22 protein-coding genes are annotated in these 23,977 nt (G+C 71.0%); 11 read left to right on the top strand and 11 right to left on the bottom strand.

Going from position 1 to position 23,977, the window contains the following annotated elements; all coding sequences use genetic code 11:
• Positions 1 to 378: 378 nt before the first annotated feature.
• Together BEP24_RS06070 and BEP24_RS06065 are read right to left on the bottom strand one after the other, a co-directional pair.
• Entirely contained in the window at positions 379 to 2,055 is a 1,677-nt protein-coding gene (locus tag BEP24_RS06070; protein WP_253181595.1) for a DHA2 family efflux MFS transporter permease subunit, read from the bottom strand.
• Positions 2,052 to 2,660, bottom strand: coding sequence for a PadR family transcriptional regulator (locus tag BEP24_RS06065; RefSeq protein WP_065961391.1), 609 nt, complete (start codon positions 2,658 to 2,660; stop codon positions 2,052 to 2,054). Before BEP24_RS06065 ends, BEP24_RS06070 begins: the two co-directional genes overlap by 4 nt.
• 147 nt (positions 2,661 to 2,807) lie before the next feature.
• On the opposite strand from BEP24_RS06065, the gene purS reads away from it, so the two are divergent.
• The 4 genes from purS (at position 2,808) to BEP24_RS06045 (ending at position 7,274) form a co-directional block, all read left to right on the top strand.
• Positions 2,808 to 3,059, top strand: a complete 252-nt coding sequence (gene purS, locus BEP24_RS06060) for a phosphoribosylformylglycinamidine synthase subunit PurS (protein ID WP_065961388.1) — start codon at positions 2,808 to 2,810, stop codon at positions 3,057 to 3,059.
• A 5-nt stretch (positions 3,060 to 3,064) separates the two neighbouring features.
• Positions 3,065 to 3,760: a phosphoribosylformylglycinamidine synthase subunit PurQ gene (gene purQ, locus BEP24_RS06055; protein ID WP_065961408.1), complete on the top strand. Its 696-nt coding sequence runs from the start codon at positions 3,065 to 3,067 to the stop codon at positions 3,758 to 3,760.
• 44 nt (positions 3,761 to 3,804) lie between these two features.
• Positions 3,805 to 6,186: a phosphoribosylformylglycinamidine synthase subunit PurL gene (gene purL, locus BEP24_RS06050; protein WP_253181593.1), complete on the top strand. Its 2,382-nt coding sequence runs from the start codon at positions 3,805 to 3,807 to the stop codon at positions 6,184 to 6,186.
• 110 nt (positions 6,187 to 6,296) lie between these two features.
• Positions 6,297 to 7,274, top strand: a complete 978-nt coding sequence (locus BEP24_RS06045; protein ID WP_065961384.1) for a 2-hydroxyacid dehydrogenase — start codon at positions 6,297 to 6,299, stop codon at positions 7,272 to 7,274.
• A 36-nt stretch (positions 7,275 to 7,310) separates the two neighbouring features.
• Here BEP24_RS06045 and BEP24_RS06040 read toward each other — a convergent pair whose 3' ends face one another.
• The 3 genes from BEP24_RS06040 to BEP24_RS06030 are packed head-to-tail and all read right to left on the bottom strand — an operon-like array spanning position 7,311 to position 9,387.
• Positions 7,311 to 7,730, bottom strand: coding sequence for a GNAT family N-acetyltransferase (locus tag BEP24_RS06040; RefSeq protein ID WP_065961382.1), 420 nt, complete (start codon positions 7,728 to 7,730; stop codon positions 7,311 to 7,313).
• Positions 7,731 to 7,732: 2 nt separating this feature from the next.
• Positions 7,733 to 9,037 (bottom strand): beta-propeller fold lactonase family protein, encoded by a 1,305-nt coding sequence (locus BEP24_RS06035; protein ID WP_216093111.1) that lies wholly within the window; start codon positions 9,035 to 9,037, stop codon positions 7,733 to 7,735.
• A gap of 26 nt (positions 9,038 to 9,063) precedes the next feature.
• A complete protein-coding gene (locus tag BEP24_RS06030; protein ID WP_065961377.1) occupies positions 9,064 to 9,387 on the bottom strand; it encodes a chorismate mutase in 324 nt (107 codons plus the stop codon).
• A gap of 129 nt (positions 9,388 to 9,516) precedes the next feature.
• Between BEP24_RS06030 and BEP24_RS06025 the strand changes: the two genes are divergently transcribed.
• The gene (locus tag BEP24_RS06025; RefSeq protein WP_083230137.1) at positions 9,517 to 9,924 is read left to right on the top strand and encodes a DUF1304 domain-containing protein; all 408 of its coding nucleotides are present in this window, start codon (positions 9,517 to 9,519) and stop codon (positions 9,922 to 9,924) included.
• A 362-nt stretch (positions 9,925 to 10,286) separates the two neighbouring features.
• Here the strand turns inward: BEP24_RS06025 and BEP24_RS06020 are convergent, their stop codons facing one another.
• On the bottom strand, positions 10,287 to 11,303 hold the full coding sequence (locus BEP24_RS06020) for an iron-siderophore ABC transporter substrate-binding protein (RefSeq protein ID WP_065961375.1): 1,017 nt from the start codon (positions 11,301 to 11,303) through the stop codon (positions 10,287 to 10,289).
• Between the two features lie 69 nt (positions 11,304 to 11,372).
• On the opposite strand from BEP24_RS06020, the gene BEP24_RS06015 reads away from it, so the two are divergent.
• On the top strand, positions 11,373 to 12,239 hold the full coding sequence (locus BEP24_RS06015; RefSeq protein WP_065961373.1) for a shikimate dehydrogenase: 867 nt from the start codon (positions 11,373 to 11,375) through the stop codon (positions 12,237 to 12,239).
• A 19-nt stretch (positions 12,240 to 12,258) separates the two neighbouring features.
• On the opposite strand, the gene BEP24_RS06010 is transcribed toward BEP24_RS06015, so the two are convergent.
• Positions 12,259 to 12,645: a YchJ family metal-binding protein gene (locus BEP24_RS06010; protein WP_065961371.1), complete on the bottom strand. Its 387-nt coding sequence runs from the start codon at positions 12,643 to 12,645 to the stop codon at positions 12,259 to 12,261.
• 92 nt (positions 12,646 to 12,737) lie between these two features.
• On the opposite strand from BEP24_RS06010, the gene BEP24_RS06005 reads away from it, so the two are divergent.
• On the top strand, positions 12,738 to 13,520 hold the full coding sequence (locus BEP24_RS06005; RefSeq protein WP_065961368.1) for an SOS response-associated peptidase: 783 nt from the start codon (positions 12,738 to 12,740) through the stop codon (positions 13,518 to 13,520).
• A 130-nt stretch (positions 13,521 to 13,650) separates the two neighbouring features.
• Positions 13,651 to 17,424: a tandem-95 repeat protein gene (locus BEP24_RS06000; RefSeq protein WP_065961365.1), complete on the top strand. Its 3,774-nt coding sequence runs from the start codon at positions 13,651 to 13,653 to the stop codon at positions 17,422 to 17,424.
• A gap of 142 nt (positions 17,425 to 17,566) precedes the next feature.
• Here BEP24_RS06000 and BEP24_RS05995 read toward each other — a convergent pair whose 3' ends face one another.
• The gene (locus BEP24_RS05995; protein ID WP_065961363.1) at positions 17,567 to 17,896 is read right to left on the bottom strand and encodes a hypothetical protein; all 330 of its coding nucleotides are present in this window, start codon (positions 17,894 to 17,896) and stop codon (positions 17,567 to 17,569) included.
• Between BEP24_RS05995 and BEP24_RS17475 the strand changes: the two genes are divergently transcribed.
• On the top strand, positions 17,895 to 18,050 hold the full coding sequence (locus BEP24_RS17475; RefSeq protein WP_171898738.1) for a hypothetical protein: 156 nt from the start codon (positions 17,895 to 17,897) through the stop codon (positions 18,048 to 18,050). The genes BEP24_RS05995 and BEP24_RS17475 overlap by 2 nt on opposite strands.
• On the opposite strand, the gene BEP24_RS05990 is transcribed toward BEP24_RS17475, so the two are convergent.
• Positions 18,034 to 18,360 (bottom strand): hypothetical protein, encoded by a 327-nt coding sequence (locus tag BEP24_RS05990; RefSeq protein ID WP_065961360.1) that lies wholly within the window; start codon positions 18,358 to 18,360, stop codon positions 18,034 to 18,036. The two genes, BEP24_RS17475 and BEP24_RS05990, sit on opposite strands and share 17 nt — an antisense overlap.
• Before the next feature lie 269 nt (positions 18,361 to 18,629).
• On the opposite strand from BEP24_RS05990, the gene BEP24_RS16500 reads away from it, so the two are divergent.
• On the top strand, positions 18,630 to 19,493 hold the full coding sequence (locus BEP24_RS16500) for a VanZ family protein (protein WP_141693375.1): 864 nt from the start codon (positions 18,630 to 18,632) through the stop codon (positions 19,491 to 19,493).
• 361 nt (positions 19,494 to 19,854) lie between these two features.
• On the opposite strand, the gene BEP24_RS05980 is transcribed toward BEP24_RS16500, so the two are convergent.
• Positions 19,855 to 20,409: a hypothetical protein gene (locus BEP24_RS05980; protein WP_065961359.1), complete on the bottom strand. Its 555-nt coding sequence runs from the start codon at positions 20,407 to 20,409 to the stop codon at positions 19,855 to 19,857.
• 404 nt (positions 20,410 to 20,813) lie between these two features.
• The gene (locus tag BEP24_RS05975) at positions 20,814 to 22,634 is read right to left on the bottom strand and encodes a DUF4012 domain-containing protein (RefSeq protein ID WP_065961357.1); all 1,821 of its coding nucleotides are present in this window, start codon (positions 22,632 to 22,634) and stop codon (positions 20,814 to 20,816) included.
• A gap of 195 nt (positions 22,635 to 22,829) precedes the next feature.
• On the opposite strand from BEP24_RS05975, the gene BEP24_RS05970 reads away from it, so the two are divergent.
• The gene (locus tag BEP24_RS05970) at positions 22,830 to 23,924 is read left to right on the top strand and encodes a glycosyltransferase (protein WP_216093110.1); all 1,095 of its coding nucleotides are present in this window, start codon (positions 22,830 to 22,832) and stop codon (positions 23,922 to 23,924) included.
• The last annotated feature ends 53 nt before the right edge of the window (positions 23,925 to 23,977 follow it).

Raw genomic sequence — 23,977 nt, 5'->3', positions numbered from 1 at the left:
ACGCCATCCGCGCCGGCTCGAACGACATCGCGGTCGTCGAACGACAGCGGCGATGACGCTCGCGGCACCACCCGGCACCCGCTCAGCGCGCGGCCAGGCGCGTGCGACATCGCGGTCGTCGAACGACAGCGGGGATGACGCGCACTCCCCCCGCGACATCGCTCCCGAGTCACCGTCGCCACCCCCGCCGACGCCGACGCCGACGCCGACGCCGAACGACATCGCGGTCGTCGAACGACATCGCGGTCGTCGAACGACAGCGGCGATGACGCTCGCGGCCCCCGGTACCACCCGCGCTCGGACCCCCCGCGAACGACACCGGCCCCGCACCGCCCCACGACGGGGACGGCACGGGGCCGGGGTCAGCAGGGTCGCGGGTCAGGCCTCCGAGTGCCGACCGTGGTGGTCGGTCGCTGCCAGCGCCTCGACCGGGGTCGACGGCGCCGGAGCCGCGGCGTGCGCACCAGCAGGGGCGCCAGCAGGAGCACCAGCGGGAGCACCAGCAGGGGCACCATCGACAGCGCCGCCCTGCTCACCCCCGGGCTGCGTCGCCACCGAGCCGGTCCCCTGCCACTGCGTGGTCTGCTTGGGCTTCGCCAGGAACAGCGCCGCGACGATCGCGACGACGAGCACCACGGCCGGCAGCACGAGCGACTGCCCCATCGCCGTGGCGAACGGCTGCTGCAGGAACGCGGGCAGTGCCCCGACCTGCTGCTCGGCCCCGCCACCGGCGCTCGAGCCGGCACCGGACGGGAACTCCGCCGTGATGCGCGCCTCGATCAGGGCCGCGATACCGGCCGAACCGAGCACGGCACCGATCTGCCGGGTGGTGTTGTACACGCCCGAACCGGCACCGGCCAGCGCCGGCGGCAGGTTGCGCGTCGCGGAGACCGAGAGCGGTCCCCACATGCAGGCGTTCGCGAGCCCGAGGAGCGCGCTCGGCAGGAGCGTCCAGCCCCAGCCGGCACCGGAGGTCAGCAGCCCGGCGAACCAGAACAGCCCGCCCGAGAAGCAGGCGAGGCCGAAGGCCCCGACCCACCGCGGGTTCCACTTGTTGAGGTTCTTGCCCACGAGCGGCGCGAGCGCGGCGGACAGCACGGCCTGCGGCACGAGCAGCAGCGCCGCCTGGGTCGGCGAGAAGCGGAGCACGTCCTGCGCCCAGAGCATGATCGGCAGCGCGAACGAGGAGATCGCGACGCCGACCGCGGTGATCGCGATGTTGGCGAGCGTGAAGTTGCGGTCCTTGAAGAGCCCGAGGGGCAGCAGCGGCTCGCCCTTCTGCACGCCCTGCCAGACCACGAAGGCGACGAGCACGACGAGCCCGGTGACGATCAGCGACCAGACCGAGATCGGGCCGGTGATGGTCCCCCAGTCGTAGGTCTCGCCCTCCTGGATGCCGAAGACGAGCAGGAACATGCCCACCGCCGACAGCACGATGCCCAGGTAGTCGAACCGGTGGCCGTGGCGCTCGAACGACGGGACGAAGCGCTGCGCCAGGACGAACGCGACGACACCGACCGGGACGTTGACGAAGAAGATCCACTCCCAGCCGAAGCCGTCGACGAGCAGACCGCCCACGATCGGCCCGACGAGCGAGGCGACACCGGCGACGGCACCCCACAGGCCCATCGCGGCGCCGCGGTTCTGCGGCGGGAAGATGCGCGTGATGACCGCCATCGTCTGCGGGGTCATCATCGCCGCGCCGAGGCCCTGCACGACGCGGGCGACGATGAGCACCTCGATCGACCCGGCGAGCCCGCACCAGAGGCTGGCGAGCGTGAAGACGACGAGCCCGCCCTGGTACAGCACCTTCGGACCGAAGCGGTCACCGAGGCGCCCGGTGATGAGCAGTGGCACGGCGTACGCGAGCAGGTAGGCGCTGGTCACCCAGATCACCGAGTTGATGTCGGCGTCGAGCGCCTGCGCGATCGTGGGCGTCGCGACCGAGACGATCGTCGAGTCGACGAGGATCATGAAGAAGCCGACGACGAGGGCCCAGAGCGCGGGCCAGGGCTTCTTCCCGTGCTGGAGGTCGGCTGAAGCTGTTGCGGTCATCGAGCGGGGTCCTGGTCCTTCTGGTGGTCGTGGTCGGGGACGGCGGGGCCGTCCCACGGGATGTCGCCGCCCGCGATGCGGTCGGCGGTGGCGGTCAGCCACTCGATCTGCGCGGTGAGCATGCCACGCACGTACGACACGTCGAGCCAGAAGCGCTCGGCGAGCTGCTTGGCCTGGAGGCCCGTGGCGGCTTCGTCGTACCCCGCGCGCTGGGCGCGCAGTGCGTCGGCGCGTGCCCGCAGGGCGGTCACCGCGTCCGTGGCGGTCAGGTTGTCGACGTGGGAGACCGCGAGCTGGAACTCGGGGTACTCGTCAGCCGGCTCGGCGATCATCCGCCGGAGGCCGGACTCGAGTTCCGCGCGGCCGTGGTCGGTGATCGCGTAGGTGGTGCGCTCGGGGCGGTTGCCCTCGCGCCCGGTGCCGAGGGCCTCGGCGAAGCCGAGGTCCACGAGCCGACCGATCTGGTGGTAGAGCGTGCTCGGCCGGACCTTGACGTTCTGGTCCTCGTGCCGGTGCAGCATCGTCTGGAACATCTCGTAGGGGTGCATGGGCGCCTCGGCGAGGAGGCCGAGCGCGGCGAACGCGAGCGGTGTGAGCGACGCCATCCGTGCCTCCTGTCCGGTGTTCCAACGCGACTATTCGACTTGGAACATACGCCTTGGACCATTTCTCCACAACTGTTCCGGCGCGGCGTGGGCGGACCCTAGACTGGAGCGGTCCCACCCAACCCACCCAAGCGCTGGAGTGAACACGTGCCAACCATCGTCGTCGAGGTCATGCCGAAGGCCGAGATCCTCGACCCCCAGGGCAAGGCGGTGGGCAACGCGCTCGCCCGTCTCGGCCACTCCGACCTGACCGCCGTCCGCATCGGCAAGCGCTTCGAGATCGCGGTCGACGGCCCCGTCGACGACGCCAAGCTCGACGAGGTCCGCGCGATCGCGGTGGACGTCTTCTCGAACGCCGTGATCGAGGACGTCGTCTCCGTGACGGTCGCGGACGCGTGACCCGGATGCGCATCGGCGTCGTCACGTTCCCCGGCTCACTCGACGACCGCGACGCCCAGCGCGCGGTCCGACTGGCCGGCGGCGAGCCCGTCGCCCTCTGGCACGGCAACCACGACCTGCAGGGCGTCGAGGCGATCATCCTCCCCGGCGGGTTCTCGTACGGCGACTACCTCCGCGCCGGTGCGATCGCGGCGAAGGCCCCGATCATGGCCGAGGTCATCGACGCCGCCGGCAAGGGCATGCCCGTCCTCGGCATCTGCAACGGCTTCCAGATGCTGGCCGAGGCCCGCCTGGTGCCGGGGGCGCACACGCGCAACGCGCACCAGCAGTTCATCCGTCGCGACCAGAAGCTCCGCGTCGAGAACGCCGGCACCGCGTGGACCTCCGGCTTCGACGCCGCGCAGGAGATCACGATCCCGCTCAAGAACGCCGACGGCCGCTTCGTCGCGGACGCCGACGAGATCAAGCGCATCGAGGACAACGGCCAGGTCGTGTTCCGCTACGTCGGCGTGAACCCGAACGGGTCGATCGACGACATCGCGGGCGTCTCGAACGAGCGCGGCAACGTCGTCGGCCTCATGCCGCACCCCGAGCACGCGACGGAGGCCGGGTTCGGTCCCGACACCCGCGCGGCGATGGCCTCCGGCACGGACGGCCTCACCTTCTTCACCTCCGTGATCGAGTCGACGCTGGTCAAGTGACCGCGACGCCGACGCCGACTCCAGTGACAGGGAACGACAACACCGTGACGACCCACGTTCGCCCGAAGCCCGACACCGTCCAGGACGCCGCCGCGACGCCCGACAAGGAACAGCCGTACGAGGCGCTCGGGCTCAAGGCCGACGAGTACGCGAAGATCCGCGAGATCCTCGGTCGCCGCCCCACCTCGGGCGAGCTCGCCATGTACTCGGTGATGTGGTCCGAGCACTGCTCGTACAAGTCGAGCAAGAACTACCTCCGGCAGTTCGGCAAGAAGGTCACGCCGGAGATGACGAAGAACCTCATGGTCGGCATGGGCGAGAACGCCGGTGTCGTCGACGTGGGCAACGGCTGGGCGGTGACCTTCAAGGTCGAGTCGCACAACCACCCCTCGTACGTCGAGCCGTACCAGGGCGCCGCGACCGGCGTCGGCGGCATCGTCCGCGACATCATCTCGATGGGCGCACGTCCGGTCGCCGTGATGGACCAGCTCCGCTTCGGCGCGATCGACCACGACGACACGCAGCGCGTCGTCCACGGCGTCGTCGGCGGCATCTCGTTCTACGGCAACTGCCTCGGCCTGCCGAACATCGGCGGCGAGACCTACTTCGACCCGGTGTACCAGGGCAACCCGCTCGTCAACGCCCTCGCCGTCGGCGTGCTCCGCCATGAGGACCTGCACCTCGCGAACGCCTCCGGCGCGGGCAACAAGGTCGTGCTCTTCGGTGCCCGCACGGGTGGCGACGGCATCGGCGGCGCGTCGATCCTCGCGTCGGACACCTTCACCGAGGGCGGCCCAACCAAGCGCCCGGCCGTCCAGGTGGGCGACCCCTTCGCCGAGAAGGTCCTCATCGAGTGCTGCCTCGAGCTGTTCCAGGACGACCTGGTCGAGGGCATCCAGGACCTCGGTGCGGCGGGCATCTCCTGCGCGACCTCGGAGCTCGCGAGCAACGGCGACGGCGGCATGCACATCTCGCTCGACGACGTCCTGCTCCGTGACCCCACGCTCACCGCCGAGGAGATCCTCATGTCGGAGAGCCAGGAGCGGATGATGGCCGTCGTCCGTCCCGACAAGCTCGACGCGTTCCTCGCGGTCGTCGACAAGTGGGAGGTCGAGACGAGCGTCCTGGGCGAGGTCACCGGCACCGGCCGACTCGTCATCGACTGGCAGGGCCAGGAGATCGTGAACGTCGACCCGCGCACGGTCGCCGTCGACGGCCCGGTGTACGACCGCCCGGTCGCGTACCCGACCTGGATCGATGCGCTGCAGGCAGACACCGCCGCGTCGCTCGACCGCCCCGCCGACGGCCCCGCGCTCAAGGCGCAGTTCCTGCAGCTGCTCGGTTCCCCGAACCTGGCGTCGAAGAACTGGGTCACGAACCAGTACGACACCTACGTGCTCGGCAACACCGCGCTGTCCTTCCCCGACGACGGCGGCATGATCCGCGTCGACGAGGAGACCGGGCTCGGCGTCACGGTCGCGACCGACGCCAACGGCCGGTACTGCCAGCTCGACCCGAAGCAGGGCGCGCGCCTGGCCCTGGCCGAGGCCTACCGGAACGTCGCCGTCACCGGTGCCGTCCCCGCCGCGGTCACCGACTGCCTGAACTTCGGCTCCCCCGAGAACCCCGAGGTCATGTGGCAGTTCTCCGAGGCCGTCGAGGGCCTCGCGGACGGCTGCATGGAGCTCGGCATCCCGGTGACCGGCGGCAACGTGTCGTTCTACAACCAGACGGGCACGACCCCGATCCACCCGACGCCCGTCGTCGGCGTGCTCGGGATCATCGAGGACGTCGCCCTGCGCGTCCCGTCCGGCTGGCAGGACGACGGCCACAACATCTACCTGCTCGGCACGACGAGCCTCGAGCTCGACGGCTCCGCGTGGGCCGGCACCGTGCACGGGCACCTCGGCGGTCGTCCCCCGGCGGTCGACCTGCAGAACGAGAAGGCGCTGGCCGACCTCCTGCACGCGGCCTCGTCCGAGCAGCTGCTGACGAGCGCCCACGACCTGGCGGACGGCGGCCTCGGGCAGAGCCTCGCCGAGTCGGTGCTGCGGTTCGGCCTCGGCGCCCGCGTGGTCCTCGACGAGCTCGAGACGCGCGACGGCGTGGACACGGCGACCGCGCTGTTCTCCGAGTCGACGGGCCGGGTCATCGTGACGGTCCGCCGCGAGGACGACGTCCGCTTCCAGGGCCTCTGCGTCGGTCGGGGCTTCCCGGTCCTGCGCATCGGCGTGACGGACGCCGCCTCGGGTTCCCTCGAGGTGCAGGACGCGTTCGAGGTCACCCTCGACGAGCTCCGTGCGACGCACGGCGCGACGCTCCCCGCACGCTTCGGCGACGTCATCACCGAGGACGTCACCGAGGGCTACGTGGGTCGCGGACCGCTCGACTCCGACGGCGCCTTCTCGCCGCGGACCGACAGCTGACGTCCGCACCCGTCAGCTGACGACCGCACCCGTCGGCTGACGACCACGCCCAGCGGCACGACCACGCCCGACAGCACGAGCGCACCGACGACGAACGGGAGCACCAGCACGTGACGACCGACGACCGCACGCCCTCCGACCAGCCCGACACGCAGGCCGGAGGGCGTGCGGTCGTCGTCACACTCCCCTTCGCCGCACTCGTCGACCGGTTCGGCCCCGTGCCGGACGGGGTCGAACTCGACGTGTGGGACGTCGAGTCGCCGTACGACCGACCGGAAGACGTCGCGGTCACGCTCCTGCCGTTCTACTTCGCCGGTCGGCACCGGTGGCAGTACGTCCACGACCTGCCGAACCTCCGGCTGCTGCAGCTGCCGAGCGCCGGGTACGAGCACGCGGTGCCCCACGTGCCGGGTCACGCCGCCCTGGCGAACGGCCGCGGCATCCACGACGACGAGACCGCCGAGCTCGCGGTCGGGCTCGCGCTGACGTCCCTCCGGGAGATCGCTGCGTTCCAGGCCGACCGTGCGGCCGGGGTGTGGGACGCACGAGAGACCCGTTCCCTCGCCGACCGCCGCGTGACGGTCGTCGGCTACGGTGCGATCGGCTCGGCGATCGCGACCCGGTTCGAGGCGATGCGCTGCCCCGTCACCGTCGTCGCCCGCACCGCGCGGGAGCAGGACGGCCGGCAGGTCCGCGCGTTCACCGACCTGCCCGCCATCGCGCCGGACACGGACGTGCTCGTCCTCATCACCCCGCTCACCGACGAGACCGACCGGCTCGTCGACGCGGGCGTCCTCGGGGCGCTGCCCGACGGCGCGCTCGTGGTGAACGTCGCCCGTGGTCGGGTCGTCGACACCGATGCGCTCGTCGCGGAGCTCATGAGCGGTCGGCTGTCGGCGGCGCTCGACGTCACCGATCCCGAGCCGCTCCCGGCCGGGCACCCGCTGTGGACGACGCCGAACACGGTCCTGACGCCGCACGTGGGCGGCAACACGGACCTCAGCATGCCGCGGACCCTCGAGCTGATGCGCCGCCAGGTGGCCGCGCTGGCCGAGGGCCGCCCGTTCGACAACCTCGTCGAGGGCTGACCACCCGCGTCACCGCACCCCGCGCCGCCGCGCCGCTCACTCCGGCGGCAGCGCCATCCCGAGGCTCGGCGCGACGTCCTCGAACCCGAGCGACCGGTACAGCCGCTGCCCGGGTGGGTCCCCGACGAGGGTGATGTACGCACCCTGCGGTGCCCGCGCCCGCACGTCGGCCACGAGCCACTCGACGACCGCCCGCCCGAGTCCCTGCCGCTGGTGCGCGGGATCGGTCGCGATGTCGGCGATGTGGAAGTACCACCCGCCGTCGCCGATCGTCCGGCCCATCGCCACCGGCGTCCCGTCCGCGTCCACCACGTGGCAGGCGGACCAACTGCCGGCGATCGCCCCGGCGCCCTGCTCCGGCTGCTTCGGCGAGAGCCCGGAGTCCCGGCGCAGGCGCAGGTAGTCATCGAGCGGCGGAGCACCGACCACGAGCTTGTACGGTGCGGCGACGGGCACGGTCAGGACCCCATCGGGACGATGCAGGCGGGGCTGCCGACGGCGATCTGCGCGACCGCCTCGCCGGGCACTCCGTCCTCGCCGACGGGCAGGACCGCGATCGCGTCGGACATCTGGTTGGCGACGAGCACGTACCCGGGCACCTGGGCGAAGTGTCGCGGCCAGACCCCACCCGACGAGGCACTCCCGACGACCGACAGTCCGTCATCGGCGGCGTCGAGCACGACGAGCAGGTCCCGACCGCGGACGGCCACCAGGACCCGACCGGCCGCGTCGACCTCGACGTGGCTGAGCAGTGAGTCGCCGACCGGGCCCTCGAACGCTGCGACCGAGGCGACCGGCACGAACGCGCCGCCCTCGTCCCGACGCAACCGGTACACGCGACCGTCGAGCTCCCCCGCGACGATCAGGTCGACACCGCCACCGGCAGCAGCGGCCGCACCGGCAGCAGCAGCACCAGCACCAGCACCAGCACCAGCACCAGCACCAGCACCAGCACCAGCACCAAGGCGACCGCCACCGGCGGGCAGCCACGCCATGTGCCGCGGCCCGACCCCGGGTCCGAGGTGGTGCACCCGGACGAGCTCGATCGCCGGCTCCGCGGTCACCCGGAACTCGTGCAGCGCGTCGCCGCCGAGGTCGGCCACGAGCACCGTGCCCTCCGGCGTCGCGATCGACTGGTGGGCGTGCGGCCCCTCCTGGCGGTCCTCGACCGGACCCTCGACGTCGGGCAGGATCCCGGTGACGACGGCGGACTCGGGTACGACGACCCGGTCCCCGCTGCCGTGGACAGCAGCGGACGGAGCAGCGGCGGCGCCAGCACCGACGCCACCGGCCATCCCAGCACCAGCGCCAGCACCGGCCCCGCCAGCACCGACAGTGCCGGCTCCGCCGACCCCGCCCGCGCCACCGGACACAGCCGCCTCCGCCGCCTCGAGACCGATCGCCGTGACGGTCCCGGACACGTAGTTCGTGACGACGAGCGCTCCGGACGGGTCGACCCGCACGTGGCACGGCGCGTCCCCACCCGCCGAGGCGTCCCACCGGTGCTCGAGCGCACCGTCGGCGTACCGGAATGCGGACACGGTGCCGTCGGCGGTCTCGGCCACGGCGTACACCCGGTCCTCCGACACCGCGAGGAACGACGGGTCGTCCATCACCGCGGCCGTCACGGCCTCGGTACCGTGCACGACCGAGATGCCCGTCCCGGTGCCGCCGCCCGTGGCCGTGTAGGACCCGACGAGCAGGTGCAGGTCGTCGAGCCCCGGCACCGGCACCGGCACCGGCACCGGCACCGGCACCGGCACCGGATCATCGACCCCGCGGCCGTCGCTCACTGGGCGCCGCCCGCGATGCGCTCGTGGTGGTGGATGACCTCGGCGACGATGAAGTTCAGGAACTTCTCCGCGAACGCCGGGTCGAGGTGCGCGTCCGCCGCGAGCTGTCGCAACCGCGCCACCTGGACCCGCTCACGCCCCGGGTCCGCCGCCGGCATGCCCGCCTCGGCCTTGAGGTACCCGACACGCTGCGTGTACTTGAAGCGCTCCGCGAGCATGTGGATGACGGCGGCATCGATGTTGTCGATGCTCTGGCGGATGCCCGCGAGCTCCTCGGCAGCGGCGGGATCGACAGCGGGCGTGGACTCGTCGGCGCTCATGCTCCGAGCCTAACGGCGACCCCACCGCCGTCGGCAGCCCCCCGCACCCGACGACCCACCGCCGTCGGCATTCCCCCGCGCCCGGCCCCGCGGCGTGAGCACTCCTCCGGCGGTGGGAGGATGGAGGCCATGTCGGTCCTGCTCGTGATCTCGAGCGTGTGTGCGGTCCTCGCGGGCCTCGTCCACGTGTACGTCTTCGTCCTCGAGTCCGTCGCGTGGAGCAGTCCTCGCGTCCGCCGGGTCTTCGGCATCGCGAACGAGACCGAGGCGCAGGCCACCCGCGCCCTCGCCTTCAACCAGGGCTTCTACAACCTGTTCCTCGCGATCGGCGCGGTCCTCGGTGTCGTGCTCGTCGTCGCGGGCAACGGCGCCACCGGGTGGACCCTCGTGGTGTTCTCGACCGCGAGCATGCTCGGCGCCGCGGTCGTCCTCGCCGGCACCGGGCGTCGATACCTCAACTCGGCCTTCGTGCAGGGCGCCCTGCCCCTGATCACCCTGCTCTTCGCGTTCCTCGGCTCCACCTTTCCCGCGTCCTAGCCCGGCCGCCGCGCTCGGGCGTCGGTCACGGGCTGCCGTCCGCCACCTGGTCCCGCCCGGCCCTGTGGATTGAGCAGAAGACGTCGAGTCGAACACCCCGACCCGACGTCTTCTGCTCAATCCCGGGAGGGCGGGACCTCGGGAACGGCGGGACCCCCAAAGACGGCCGCACCCAGTCCGACGCACCCCCGGGACGGACGGGAGGCGCGGTGCCAGCCCGCACCGCGCCTCCCGTCCGGCAGCCGGTCACGCCCGGCCCCCTGGAATGAGCAGAAGACGTCGAGTCGCACACCGCGACCCGACGTCTTCTGCTCAATCCCGGGACGGCGGGACCTCAGGGACGGCGGCGCCCCCGGCCCGGCTCAGCCGACCTTCTTCGCCATCTCGTCCGGCAGGCGGTCGAGCGCCCACTCGATCGCCGCGGTCGTGCCGAGCGAGAACGCCGACGAGACGTCCGCGTCGCTCACCACGATGTCGTGCCCGGCCTGCACCGACGGCACCTTCTGGAAGAGCGGGTCCGCCTCGGCCTTCGACGCGTCGACGTAGATCGGCAGGATCATCGTCAGGTCGGCGTCGAGCAGGTCGAGGTTCTCCTCGGAGAGCTTCACCGAGAACGCGTCACCGGCCTGCTGGTCGATCGCCTTCGGGATGGTGAAGCCGAGGTTCCGCACGAACGTGGAGCGGGAGTCGTTCGACGCGTAGGCGCTGAACCCCTCGGACGTGTACGCGCCGACGACGGCCGTCTTGCCCTGGAACTCCGGGTGGGCCTTCTTCGCTGCCGCGAACGAGTCGTCGAGGCCGGCGAGCAGCTGCTTGCCCTCGGACTCCTTGCCGAGCGCCTTCGCGACGAGGTCGACCTGCTGCTCGGTGGTCGTCAGGTAGTTCTCGCCGCCCTTCGGGATCGCGACCGTCGGCGCGATGGCGGACAGCTTGCTGTAGCGGTCCTTGTCCCCGGAGCTCTTGGTGTCGAGGATCAGGTCCGGCTTGAGCTTGAGGATCTGCTCGTAGCTCGGCTCGAGCGTCTGGATGATCGTCGGCTTCTTCGTGTACTTCCCCTCGAGCCACGGGCCGACGCCGTCGCCACCGAACGCGAGCCAGTCGCTCGCACCGACCGGCTGCACGCCGAGCTCGAGCGCCGTCTCGGCGTCACCCCAGCCGAGGGCGACGACGCGCTTCGGCTGCGACGGGATCTCGGTCGTGCCGAGTGCGGTCGTGATGGAGACGGGGAACGCGCCGGACGAACCGGTGGCGTCGTCCGAGGCGGAGCCCGTCGACGAGCCGGAGCTGCAGCCGGCGAGGACGAGGGACGCGGCGACGACGGCGCCGGCTGCGGCGAGCACGCGCCGGAAGCGGCGCGACGAGGGGGAGGTACGGGTCACGCAGGTGAGGCTACCCTAAGAAACCGTCGCTGGCCCGGTCGCGCGGTCGACCCGGATAGGCTCCGGACCGTGGAGTACGCAGACCCCGACCGCACCCGGCTGGCCGTCCTCGGCTCCCCCGTCGCGCACTCGCTCTCGCCCACGCTGCACGCAGCGGCCTACGCCGTGCTCGGGGTCCCCTTCACGTACGGGAGGCACGAGGTCGCGTCCGGCGGGCTCGACGCGTTCGTCGCGGGGCTGGGTCCGGACTGGCGCGGGCTCAGCCTGACGATGCCGCTCAAGCGGGACGTGGTCCCGATGCTCGACCGCGCGAGCGCGCTCGTCGACCAGCTCGGCGTCGCGAACACGGTCGCGTTCCGCCAGGAGGGCGACCGGGTCGTCCTCGCCGGCGTGAACACCGACGTCGAGGGCATCGTCCGCCCGGTCGAGGCCCTCGGACACCTGCCCGGCGAGGCCACGATCCTCGGCGGCGGCGCGACCGCGACGAGCGCCCTCACCGCGGCGGTCCGGCTCGGCGCGGTCGCCGTCCGGCTGTTCCTGCGCGACCCCGCCAAGGCCACGCCCCTGGTCGAGCTGGCGGTCCGGCTCGGCGTGACACTCGACGTCCTGTCGATCGCCGACCTGCCCGGCACGCGGCACGGGTTCGTCGTGTCGACGCTGCCCGGTGGTGCCGCGGACTCCCTCGAGCTGGTGCCCGCGGGGCCGGACGCGGTGCTGTTCGACGTCGCCTACGAGCCGTGGCCGACCGTGGCCGCGCAGCGCTGGGCCGACGCGGGCGGTCGGGTGCTCAGCGGTCTCGACATGCTCACCGAGCAGGCGATCGGGCAGATCCGGTTCTTCCTGACCGGCGACCCGGACCAGCTGCTGCCCGACGAGGCGGCCGTGCGACGGGCGATGCGTGTCGCGGTCGGGCTGCCGGAGACGATCGGCGCCTGAGCCTGCGGACGACCGGACGTCAGCCGACGACGCCGTCCAGGTAGAACCAGCGGCCCTGCTCGCGGACGAACTCGCTCGTCTCCTCGAGCGTGCCGCGCTCGTCGTCGGAACGCCACCACGCGCGGAACGTGACCGTGCCCCGGGAGTCGAACGGGCCTCCTGACCGGGTGGCGACGACGTCCAACCGTGTCCACCGCTGCGCCGGGTCGAGCGTCAGCTCGTCCGGGCGGGTGCTCGGGTGCCAGCTCAGCAGCAGGTACTCCGACAGGCCGAGGGCGAACGCGCTGAACCGGGAGCGCATGAGCCGCTCGGCGGTCGGGGCGACGGCGCCCGCGTTCAGGGGGCCGCAGCACTCGCCGTAGGGGTTGCCGCTCAGGCAGGGGCAGCGCGTCTCGTCCGTGACCACGACGGCACGGTAGCAGCGGAGCCGTCCTGCACGGCACGGCAGCAGCGCGGCGACCCGGCACGGGTGTCGGTCGCGGCGGGCACACTGGGCGCATGTGTGGAAGGTTCGTCGTCACCGACACCACGGCCGATCTGCTGCCCGAGCTCGTCGGTGAGCTCGCCGCGCGCACCGAGCACGTCGACCAGGACACGGGCGAGGTGCACACCGGCCTCGCGCCGAGCTGGAACGTCGCCCCGACCGACCTGGTGTACGCGGTCCGGCAGCGCCACGGGGAGCGCGAGCTCCCGCAGATCAGCTGGGGCTTCGTGCCGAGCTGGGCGAAGGACTTCCAGAAGCAGCGACCGAAGCCGATCAACGCCCGGATCGAGACGGTCGCGACGAGCGGCATGTTCAAGCGGGCGTTCGCGACGAACCGGTGCATCGTGCCGGCGCTCGGCTACTACGAGTGGGTGGTGCGCGAGGACGGCAAGGAGCCGCACTTCGTGCACGAGCCCGGCGGCGCCCTGGCGATGGCCGGGGTGGTCAGTGCGTGGCCGGACCCGACGAAGCCCGAGGACGACCCGGACAAGTGGCGGCTGTCCCTGGCGATCATCACCCGTGACGCCCACGTGGCCCCGGGCGAGGTGCACGACCGGATGCCGGCGTTCCTGACGCCGGACGGCTACGACGAATGGCTCGACGGCGGACTGGCCCGGGACGACCTGCTCGCCCTGCTCGACCACGAGTCGCTCGAGGTGGCTGCGGGCCTGGAGCAGTACGAGGTCGCCCGGACGGTGAACAGCGTCCGGAACGACGGACCGCACCTCATCGAACCGGTGGACAGCAGGACGCGGGACACCGCGGTCCCCCTCTTCGGGGACAGCCCAGCCCCCTGACTGGGGACAGCCCGGTCCCCCTCACTGGGGACAGCTCGCACCCCTCCTGAGCCCCGGCTGAGCGGTCCTGTCCCCCTATCGTGATGAACGGTCGTGTACCCGACACGACCATGCAGCACGAAGGAACCCTGTGTCTCCCACACACCGTGTTCGTCCGCGCCGTCGCGCCCTGCGCGTCCTGGCTGCGACGACCATCACGACGATCATCGCGGGAGGCCTCGCCCTCCTGAGCCCGCTGACGGCTTCCGCGATGGCCGACCTGCCGGTCTCCGGCCTGTACGCCACCGTCAACGGCGACTCGACCATCTACTCGGTGGACCGCGCGACCGGCGCCGCCACCCCGTTCATCACCTCACCGGGGAACGTGACCGGGCTGAACCAGCTCGGCGTCTCCGGTGACGGCGGCCGGGTGTTCTTCACGAACGGCTCGACCATCTTCCAGTGGACCGCGTCCACCGAGACGTTCACGACGATCCCCCGGCCGAGCTCCCCGACGGTCGCGACCCAGATGGGTGGCGTCGACCCCAAGACCGGCCGGTTCTACTTCGGCGGCCTGGACACGAACACGAACCTCTTCACGTTCCTGTACTACGACCCGGCGACCGGCCTCGTCGCGTCGAAGGCCGTGTCGGTCAAGCCGACCACGACCCCTCCGGGCGGCGCGGGCGACCTCGCGTTCGACCGCCAGGGCAACATGTACTTCATCTCGAGCGGCACGAAGTCCGCTCAGGTGTACCGCGTGAACGCCGCGGACCTCGGTTCCGACAGCACCAAGGCCACGCCGGTCGGACCGGCGATCGGCACGTCGGTCAACCTCACCTCGTTGGCGTTCGGCGACGACGGGTACATCTACATCAGCGGCTCCGGCGCGAACACCTACATGCAGGTGGACCCGGTCACCGGCGCCGTCAGCCCGGCGAAGTCGATCCGCTCCGGCACCACGGCGCTGAACGTGTACGACCTCGGATCGCGTGCGCTCCCGTCCACCGGCCAGTCGCAGGGCGGCTTCGACGAGGGCCGTGCGAAGCCGAGCGACGAGCTCACGACGACCATCAGCGGCGGGGGCATCCCGACGCCGGTGAGCGGGACCACGACTCCGGGAACCGACACCGTCACCGTCGGCCCGATCATCCTGCTGCCGGGCAAGACCTACACGGTCGACCAGACCCCCGGGAACAGCACGACCGACCCGAACGCCTACGACACGACGTACACGTGCACCGACCTGGTCAGTGGCGCGACCGTCGCACAGGGGACGGGCACCACGGCGACCTTCACCGTCCCCGCGGGCGGCGGCGACGTGCAGTGCGTGTTCTCGAACCCGCCCAAGCCGACCGTCACGAACACCTCGTCGACGGGCAACACCGCCGGCCAGCCGGTGACGGTCGACCCGCTGCAGGGTTCCGTCGGCACCATCGACAAGACCACCGTCACGCTCACCCCGAACACGCCGGGCTCGACCGTGTCGAACGGCGGCAAGCAGCTGACCGTCCCCGGCGAGGGCACGTGGACCGTCGACCCGCAGTCGGGCACGGTCACGTTCACGCCCGCGAGCGGCGCCACGGGGAACCCGACCCCGGTGACCTACACGGTCGCCGACACCCACGGCGCCCAGACGTCCGGCCAGATCGCCGTGACGTACAAGGGCAACGCGCAGCCCGACTCCGCGACGACCACCCAGGGTGCGGCCGTGACGATCGACGTCCTCGCGAACGACCAGGGCAGCACCGTCGCCTCGAGCGTCGTGTTCCCCACGAGTGGCCAGCCGAAGGGCGCGCAGGTCTCCACCGACGGCCGGCAGGTGACGATCCCCGGCCAGGGCACGTCCACGATCGACCGGACGACCGGCAAGGTCACCTTCACCCCGGACCCGTCCTTCCGCGGCACCGCGTCCCCGGTCAGCTACCGGGTCGCCGACGCCGACGGGGCGACGTCCACCGCGACGATCACCGTCCGGGTCGACGCCGTCGGCCCCACGGTCACGAACGAGACCGCCACGACGCAGCAGAACACCCCGACCACGGTCGACGTCGTCCGCGACGCCGCTCCAGGCGTGCAGGGCGGGAGCGCCGTCGACCCGACGAAGGTCACCTTCCCGAGCACCGGACAGCCAGCCGGTGCCACCACGAGCACCGACGGCCGCCAGCTGACGGTCCCCGGCCAGGGCACGTACGCCGCTGACCCGACCACCGGGAAGATCACCTTCACCCCGGCGCCGGGCTCCACCGGCACCACGACGCCCGTGACCTACCAGGTCGGTGACACCGGCGGCGCGACCGGTACCGGCACGCTGACCGTCACCGTCACCGCCGTCGCGCCGACCGCGACCGCCGACACCGTCACCCTCGCGCAGGGCGACTCGGCCACGATCGACGTCCTCGGCAACGACACCGCGGGCAACGCGGCGACGGCGCTCGACCGGACCTCGGTGACGTTCACCGGCAGCACCACCGGAACCGGAACCGGAGCCAGCACCGGCACCGGCACCGGAGCCAGCACCGGCACCGGCACCGCGGTCAGCACCGGCACCGGCACCGGGACCAGCACCGGGGCCAGCAGCGTCAGCACGGACGGCAAGCAGCTGATCGTCCCCGGCGAGGGCACCTACGTGATCGACCCGAAGACCGGGAAGGTCACGTTCACCCCCGAGCCGACCTTCCGCGGCACGACGACGCCCGTGTCCTACCGGGTCGCCGACGTCGACGGCCACCCCGCGACCGCGACGATCACCGCGACGGTCACCCCGGTCGGCCCGGCGGCGCAGGACGACACCGCCACGACCGAGCAGAACACCCCGGTGTCGATCGACGTCCTCGGCAACGACGTCCCCGGCGTCGCGAAGGGCACCCCGATCGACCCGACCAGCGTGGTCTTCCCCACAGCCGGCCAGCCCGTCGGCGCCACCGCGTCGGCCGACGGTCGGACGCTCACGGTCCCCGCGGAGGGCACGTACGTGGTCGACCCGTCCACCGGCTCGGTGACGTTCACCCCCGCACCGGGCAGCGTCGGCACGACCACACCGGTGACCTACCGGGTCGCCGACACCGGGAAGGCGACGGCCACGGCGACCATCGCCGTCACCGTCACGTCGGTCAGCCCGACGGCGCACGACGACTGGGCGACGACCCCGAGCGGCACGACCGTGACGATGTCCGTCCTCGGCAACGACGACGCGGGCAACGTCGCGACGCCGATCATGCGCACCCGCGTGCTGCTCCTCGACGCCTCTCGGGCCTCGGTCTCCCGCATCGCGGTGCCGCGGGTCGGTACCTGGTCGGTCGACGCCGTCGACGGTGCGGTCTCCTTCGCGCCGGCGGCCGGCTTCTCGGGTCCGACGTCGGGGAACTACCGGATCCAGGACGTCGACGGCCACACCAGCGACGCGGTCATGACCGTCACGGTGGGCACCCCGCCCACCGCCGCAGACGACCACCGTGCCGGCGAGCCCGGCACCGGGATCAACGTCGAGGTCCTCGGCAACGACAAGGCGGGCACGACCCCGCTCGACCCGTCGTCGGTCCGACTCGTCGACCCGAGCACCGGCACGCTCGTCGGCACCCTGACGGTCCCGTCCGAGGGCACCTTCACGGTCCGACCCACGGGCACGGTCACCTTCACGCCGGTCGCCGGGTACGTCGGCACCGCGACGGTCGACTACTCGGTCGCCGACCAGGACGGCAGCCGCGCCACCGCGACGCTCGCGGTGACCTTCGCGGCCGTCCCGGGCCTCGCGCAGAACCCGGCACCGGGCGGCGGCCTGGTCGTCACCATGCCGAGCGGCGACCGGTTGGCCTTCACCGGCTCGGACGTGCTGTGGCCGGGCCTGGTCGCCTCGTTCGTGCTCATGGCGATCGGGATCGGCATGGTGCTGCTGCACCGCCGCCGCACCGCGACGGCACCCTGACCCGGACGGGACACCGCCGCCGCACCGCGACGGCACGCTGACCCGGACGGGACGCAGAACGCCGGAGGGCCGGGGACACGTGATCGTGTCCCCGGCCCTCCGGCGTTGCGTCAGCTGATCACCGGGTCAGCAGTCCGGCGGTTCAGACGAGCGTGCGCCGCACGTCGGGCAGCAGCTCGTGGAGCCGCTCGGCCAGACGGTCCTGGGCTTCGTCGAGCGACCGGAAGTCGCCGACGTACTGCCCGTAGGTGTCCGACACGAAGAAGTGCGTACCCTGCTGGTCCACCACTCCCCCGTAGTAGCCGCCGTAGTTCGCGGCCCACAGCCCACTGTCGGCCGCAGACCACACGACGTGCGCGCGGCTCGGAGCGTCATCCGAGACGACACCGGCGGCGATGCCGGTGATGACCTCGATGGTCGCCGTGTCCACGGTCATCGCGGACTGCTCGCGGTCGGCGACGATCGTGCTCATGGTGCTGCTCCTGCGGTTCGGGGTGTGGCTGGTGGTACGGGTGGTGCGGGCACTGCTGGTGGTGCTGGCACTGCTGGTGGAGATGAGGGTGCTCCTGTCGCGTCCGCCGGGTGGCGGACCGGGATGGTCGCTCGGCATCAGAGCGGGCGGATGACCGCCGGCAGCATCACGTGGAGCTGGTCGGCGAGCTTGGTCTGGGCCTCTTCGAGGGTCGCGAACTCACCCACGACGAGCCCGAAGGTGTCGGAGGCGACGTAACGGCCGTCGCGCTTGTCGACGCTGCCGCCGAAGTAGCCGCCGTACGTGGCGACCCACTCGCCCTGGTCTTCCTGGGTCCACGTGGTCTTGGCACGGGAGGCGCGGCCGGCGTGCTCGGCTTCTGCCTCGAGGATCGCGATGATGTCGACGGTCTCCGTGTCGAGGGTGACCTCAGCGCGGGTGTCGGTGGTGACGGTGGTGCTCATGTCGCTCTCCTTCGCGATCCGGGGTACATCTGCTGACACCTGAAACCTACGAGACCGACCCCGTCCGACGCCAGCGAGGCCCGCCGATTCACGGTTCGTACCAATGCGGCCCGGGGGACAGCCCCGGATTCCCGGGCTTCGCGTGCCCCGAAGCGGGGTACAGCAGGAAAACGGGTACTCGTTCCGCGGATGAACCATCCGGAGGTCGGCTCGCGCGGTCGTGGGTCGCCGCGACGGCCGGGAGGCACGGCACAGTACGGTCGGGTCCCGTGACCACTGCGCGGAGGACGACACTCGTGCGGATCGTGCTGTGCGCGGCCGTCGTGCTCGTGGTCGCCCTCCTCCTCGTGCCCGGTGTGTCGGAGACGCTGCGGACCGTCGCCGCGCACGCGGCGGGCGCGCTCCGCGCGCTCGGACACGGCACCCTGGCCGTCGACGAGCGGTTCGCGCTCGCGATGGCGGTGACGGGGGTGACCGCCCCGCTGCCGCTGCTGCTGGCGGGGGCGAGCCGCGCCTCCCGGCCGGACCGGGTGCGGCAGCGCGCGGTCGTGAGCGGTCTGCTCGTCCTGGTGTTGGCGGTGCTCGCGGCGGCGCACGCCGACGCGCGGGTCGACCGCTTCCGTTCCGTCCTGGTCGCGGGGCTCGTGGGCGTCGCGGTCGGTGCGCTCCTCGACGCGGCCGTGCACGCGCGCGAGCGGGCCGCGCACGCCTCGGTGCGCAGCAAGCGGGTCGCCTGGACGCTGGCGGCCTGCTACGCGGTCGTGGTGGTCCTGGTGGCGACCGCGGGCTCCCCCGTCGACGGCGGCATCCAGCCGTGGCTGACGCGGGCGATCGCGGCCGGACACCGGCTCGGGGCGCCGACCTGGCTCGGGTACGACGCGGTCGAGTTCACCGCGAACGTGGTCTTCTTCGCGCCGTTCGGGTTCCTGGCCGTGCTGCTGCTGGGCGCCCGGCGCTGGTGGGTGGGCATGGCCGGCGGCTTCGTCGTGAGCGTGTGCATCGAGACCGTGCAGGCGCTGTTCCTGCCGGCCCGGTTCGCATCGGTCGACGACGTGCTCGCGAACACGTCGGGCGCGGTGCTCGGGGTGCTGGCCGGGATCGTGGTGCTGGGGCGGGTGCGGGACCGGTCGTGACCGGCGGCGCGACCGGTCGTGGTCGCGTGCCCGTCGTGGCCCGGTGTTGCGGGGTGCATCCTGCTGAGGCCGTTCGCAGCCCTGTCCGGCATCGGCACCGGCGGCTGGAGATGTGCTCGGAGCGCACCTGTCGGAAACACACGTGATCTACCGTCAGCGCATGGCCCGACCCGAACGCCGCCCGTACCGACCGCCCTCGATGTTCCCGTGGTGGCTGTGGATCGCCGCGCCGCTGGCGGTGGTCGCCGTCGTGGCGATCGCGTTGGTGGTCGCCTGATCGATCATCGGCGCAGAGCGCGCCGACAACGAGGAAGGACCCCCGGCACCGAGGTGCCGGGGGTCCTTCTCAGCGGGGCGAGGGTCAGACGGTCTCGCGCTGGCGACGAACCGACTTGCGGACGACCAGCAGGCCACCACCGAGGACGATGGCGCCGCCGGCTGCCCAGAGGCCGAGGGTGGAGATGGTGCCACCGGTGAAGGCGAGCTGACCGGGGGTGCCGGAGTTGCCGTTGGCAGCGACCGAGGTCGCGCCGGCCGGGACGATGGTGAAGTTGGCGAAGCCGGTGACACCCGAGGTCGCACCGGTGGCGGTGAGGTTGTAGGTGCCCGAGCCGCCGGCCGGGAAGGTGACGCGCACGGTGAGCGAGCCGTCGGCGTTCGCCGTGTAGTCGCGCGAGGTGGTCGCGACGGGCAGGGCGCCGAGGGTGACGTTGCCGGCACCGGTGACCTGGACGCGGACGGCCTCGTTGTTCTGGAACGCACCCTTGGTGAACGCGACGGTGGCGGTGCCACCGGCGGTGTAGGAACCCGAGACGGACACGTCGGAGTCCGGCGTGTAGCCGGCAGCGTTGGCCGCGGTCGGGACGGCGATGAACGCTGCGCCCGCGAGGACGGCAGCGGCGATGAGCTTCTTCATGAAGTGGTTCCCCTAGTGATCTGATCCTTCAGACCCTGACACCCAGAGCCCGTGCACCGCTCGCAAGCCACGTGGTGAACGCACTTGCTATGGCGAAGTTCCCTCAATCTAGCGGGAATCCTCAGGTTGTTGCCACCAGATCCAAAAGTTCTTCGCCCCGTTACGGAGAGGAAACGCAGCCAGGCACCCCCTGGCAGCAGGAGCTTCAGCGCATCCGAACAGAAACACCTGTTCACAGGGCGTTTCGACGATCCTGATCATCGACTGGCCGTGGGAGTCCCAGTTGTTGCAAGTACTCAGATTGCGCAGCCACCCCCCGCTTTGGGGACAGACTCGACTGCGTTCTGCGGAGCAACACGCCGAGCCTTCGCCGACTGACGACCGGCGGAGTCCTATGGTTCGCGCTAGCCCTGCGGGACCGGCGTGCCGCAGTCGAAGCGCAGCGGCAGCGCCTTCGCCTGCTGGATGCCCGGCGTGGACAGCACCTCGGTGCCGGCCTTCGCGTCCTGCACCTCGCCGAGGAACGCGACCCGGAAGGTCGCGCTCTCGCCCGGCGCCAGAACCGTCCGGAGCTGTGCGACCGGGTGGCCGTCGTCGATGGCGGTCTGCACGCCCACGGCTTTGCCGTCCTGCGAGGCGCCGAGGAAGATCGCGTTCTTCGGTGCGTAGACCGCGATGAGCGTCTTGATCTTGCCGGGCTCGGTCCCGAAGGCGCCACCGCCGGTGACGTACTTCGGCAGGCTCGTCGCCGCATCGGCCGGGGCCGTGTTCGTGATGGTCACCTCGACCGCGGAGGTCGGCAGTCCGTCCTTGCGGCAGACCGACGACCCGACCGAGATCGTCTTGTCGAGGTAGTAGTCCATCTTCGCGCCCGTACCGTCGTTCAGGTAGACGCCGAACTGTCGGGTCTCCCGCGACACCGTCGGCAGCTGGCCCGCGAGCGAGGTTCCCGCGATGAGCCGCTCTTCGCCGCTGTCCGCACTCCACAGTCGCAGCCGGTCCTCCCCCGACGCTTTGGTCAGCGCGGCGATGAACTGCTTCGCGTCGAACCCACCGCTCGAGATCTTCTGGAACACCGAGCTCGCGGCGGAGGCGAAGAACGCGTCTTGCACGACCGGGTTCGGGTACTGGGCGTAGACGCCGCTGAGCAACAGCGACGACGCATTGTCCGTGCTGAGTGTGTCACCGCTCGGGAGTTGGATCGGGCCCGTGGCCTGCAACAGGTACCCGAGCGTCACGGGGTCCATGGCGAGGACGCCGTCGACCTCGGTGCCGGTCTCGCGCTTCCACATCTCGCGCGCGAGCGTCGCGGACACGTCGAACCGCGGCGTGAGCGTGACGTCCTGCATGTAGCGACCCGTGATGTCGCCGTACAGGCCCTTCGTGCCGTCGTCGAGCGGCAGCACGGACTCCGGGTACGGGCCGAAGGACTGGCCCGAGCGCTGCTCCTGGAGAGAGATGCCGCCGTCCTGCACGTTGAGCAGGGCCACCGCTCCGGGGATCCCGCCCCCGGCACGGAGTTCCGCGTTGTTCTGGAAGAGCAGCAGGTACCGGCGATCACCGTCACGACCGAGCATCGCCGGGGCGAGCTGGACGACTCGGTTCGCGACGTCGACCTGGCTCGACACGGACAGCAACGCATTCCGCAGCTGGTTCACTGCCGACGTGACCGGCGACAGCGTCCCGCTGACGTCGATCGCGTCGGCGTCCTGCTTCGCCTTGTCGATCGTCGTCGCCGCCTGCTGCACCGGTGCCTGGGCACGCACGAGGGGCTCGAGGTCGACCTTGCCGTCCTTCGGCGCGAACGAGTCGGTGCCGAGTTCACCGACGACGCCGGAGACCGGCTTGATCGCGCCGGTCGCGATGTCGTCCACGATCACGGAGACCTGACGGACGGCTCGGAGGTTCGCGCCGAAGAACGGCACGTACTGCGACGCGCCCCAGACCAGGTCCCCCGTGAGGGATCGCGCCGCGGCAGCCTCGTCCTGCAGGCTCGTGGCGGTCTTCTGCGCGCCGTCGGTGTCACCGCTGCTCAACTGCGAGCGGAGGGTACCGACGTCGGCGACTGCACGTTCGAGGTGCCCCTTCGCGAGCATCCCACGCACCCCCACCCAGGCGACGGCGAGGATCAGCAGGAGGACGACGGCCAGGACGATCCACAGCACGGTCCGGGCCCTGTTCCCCCGGGGTGCAGCAGCGCGTCGCGACTCGGGCTGGTCGGACATGGACTGAGTCTAGGACCACTCATCTCTAGCTCGCAGTCGACACGGGGAGTACCTGCACTCAGTAACAAGCTCGGTACTCCGGGCGACGGGGGTCCGGGAGGACGCCAAATTTCGATGAGCTCAGCCGCGAGACCCCCGTAACATGAGTGATACCCCGAAACCCAACCGTGAGCGGAGCAATCGGTGAAACGATCAGTGGCCATCATCGGCACCCGAGGGTATCCGAGCTTCTACGGGGGCTTCGAGACCGCGGTCCGCCATCTTGCCCCTTACCTCGCCGCTCGCGGCTGGGAGGTAACTGTCTACGGCCGCCCAGGAAGCACCACCGAGGACCCAGATTTCAACCATCAGGGCATCTCCACAATCACGACCAGGGGCATCAATTCGAGATCGTTGAGCACTCTCTCGTTTGGCGCGACAGCATCCCTGGACGCCTTCCGGCGAAATCCCGATGTCGCCCTGGTGATGAATGTAGCAAATGGCTTCTTCCTTCCGATACTCAGGACGCGAGGAATCCCGAGCGCCGTGAACGTCGACGGGATTGAATGGATCCGAGCAAAATGGGGGCGGCTTGCTAAGTCCATTTTCCGCACCGGAGCCAAATTGACCGCGAAATATGCGGCCACACTGATATTCGATGCGCGCGCTATTGAGAAATTCTGGCAGAACACTTTCGGAGCAAAAGGGGTCTTCATCCCCTACGGAGGGCAAGAACTCGAGGAGCTACCTATCGAACCGGGGTTGATTCACCGAGAATATATCCTCTACGTGGCACGCTTTGTGCCCGAAAATAGCACTAAGGAATTCTTCGAGGCGGCACGCCGACTGGCCGAGAAGCACAAGGTGGTGATCGTCGGCAGCGACGGCTTCGACGGCGAACTAGACCGCGAGGCCGAGCGGCTGAACGAGATCGATAACATCACCTGGCTCGGACATGTACGGAACGATCAACGTTTACACAGCTTGTGGCAGCACTGCGGAGCGTACTTCCACGGCCACAGCGTCGGCGGAACAAATCCTGCGCTGGTGCAAGCCATGTTCAGCGGCGCCCCGATAGTTGCCCGAGACACGGTCTACAACCGAGAGGTCCTGACGTCGACCGCCACTTTCACCGAAGCTCAACCTGCTGCGATCTCGGCTGCGATCGAGAGCACCATGCGGAACAAGGCAAGCATGGAGCAGCAGGCTGCGACGAATCTCGCGCGAGGAAAACAAGCGTACGACTGGGACCGTATCTGCTCGCAATACGAAAACGTATTGATCGAACTCATCGCCGGACGCAAACGGTGAACCACGGTCAGAAAATCGCCGTTGTGAATCCGCTCAAGGGTGCGTTGGCGCAT

Source organism: Curtobacterium sp. UCD-KPL2560, from assembly GCF_001705035.1.
In the GTDB taxonomy this organism is placed as follows: domain Bacteria; phylum Actinomycetota; class Actinomycetes; order Actinomycetales; family Microbacteriaceae; genus Curtobacterium.
This window is presented reverse-complemented; position numbering and strand designations above follow the sequence as displayed.

Bases quoted from the DNA above. Each gene is read 5' to 3' on its own strand.
- purQ (WP_065961408.1), top strand. From the start codon at position 3,065: ATGCGCATCGGCGTCGTCACGTTCCCCGGCTCACTCGACGACCGCGAC.
- BEP24_RS05975 (WP_065961357.1), bottom strand. From the start codon at position 22,634: ATGTCCGACCAGCCCGAGTCGCGACGCGCTGCTGCACCCCGGGGGAAC.
- BEP24_RS06030 (WP_065961377.1), bottom strand. From the start codon at position 9,387: ATGAGCGCCGACGAGTCCACGCCCGCTGTCGATCCCGCCGCTGCCGAG.
- BEP24_RS05995 (WP_065961363.1), bottom strand. From the start codon at position 17,896: ATGAGCACGATCGTCGCCGACCGCGAGCAGTCCGCGATGACCGTGGAC.
- BEP24_RS05990 (WP_065961360.1), bottom strand. From the start codon at position 18,360: ATGAGCACCACCGTCACCACCGACACCCGCGCTGAGGTCACCCTCGAC.
- BEP24_RS06025 (WP_083230137.1), top strand. From the start codon at position 9,517: ATGTCGGTCCTGCTCGTGATCTCGAGCGTGTGTGCGGTCCTCGCGGGC.
- BEP24_RS05980 (WP_065961359.1), bottom strand. From the start codon at position 20,409: ATGAAGAAGCTCATCGCCGCTGCCGTCCTCGCGGGCGCAGCGTTCATC.
- BEP24_RS06005 (WP_065961368.1), top strand. From the start codon at position 12,738: ATGTGTGGAAGGTTCGTCGTCACCGACACCACGGCCGATCTGCTGCCC.
- BEP24_RS06065 (WP_065961391.1), bottom strand. From the start codon at position 2,660: ATGGCGTCGCTCACACCGCTCGCGTTCGCCGCGCTCGGCCTCCTCGCC.
- BEP24_RS17475 (WP_171898738.1), top strand. From the start codon at position 17,895: ATGGTGCTGCTCCTGCGGTTCGGGGTGTGGCTGGTGGTACGGGTGGTG.
- BEP24_RS06070 (WP_253181595.1), bottom strand. From the start codon at position 2,055: ATGACCGCAACAGCTTCAGCCGACCTCCAGCACGGGAAGAAGCCCTGG.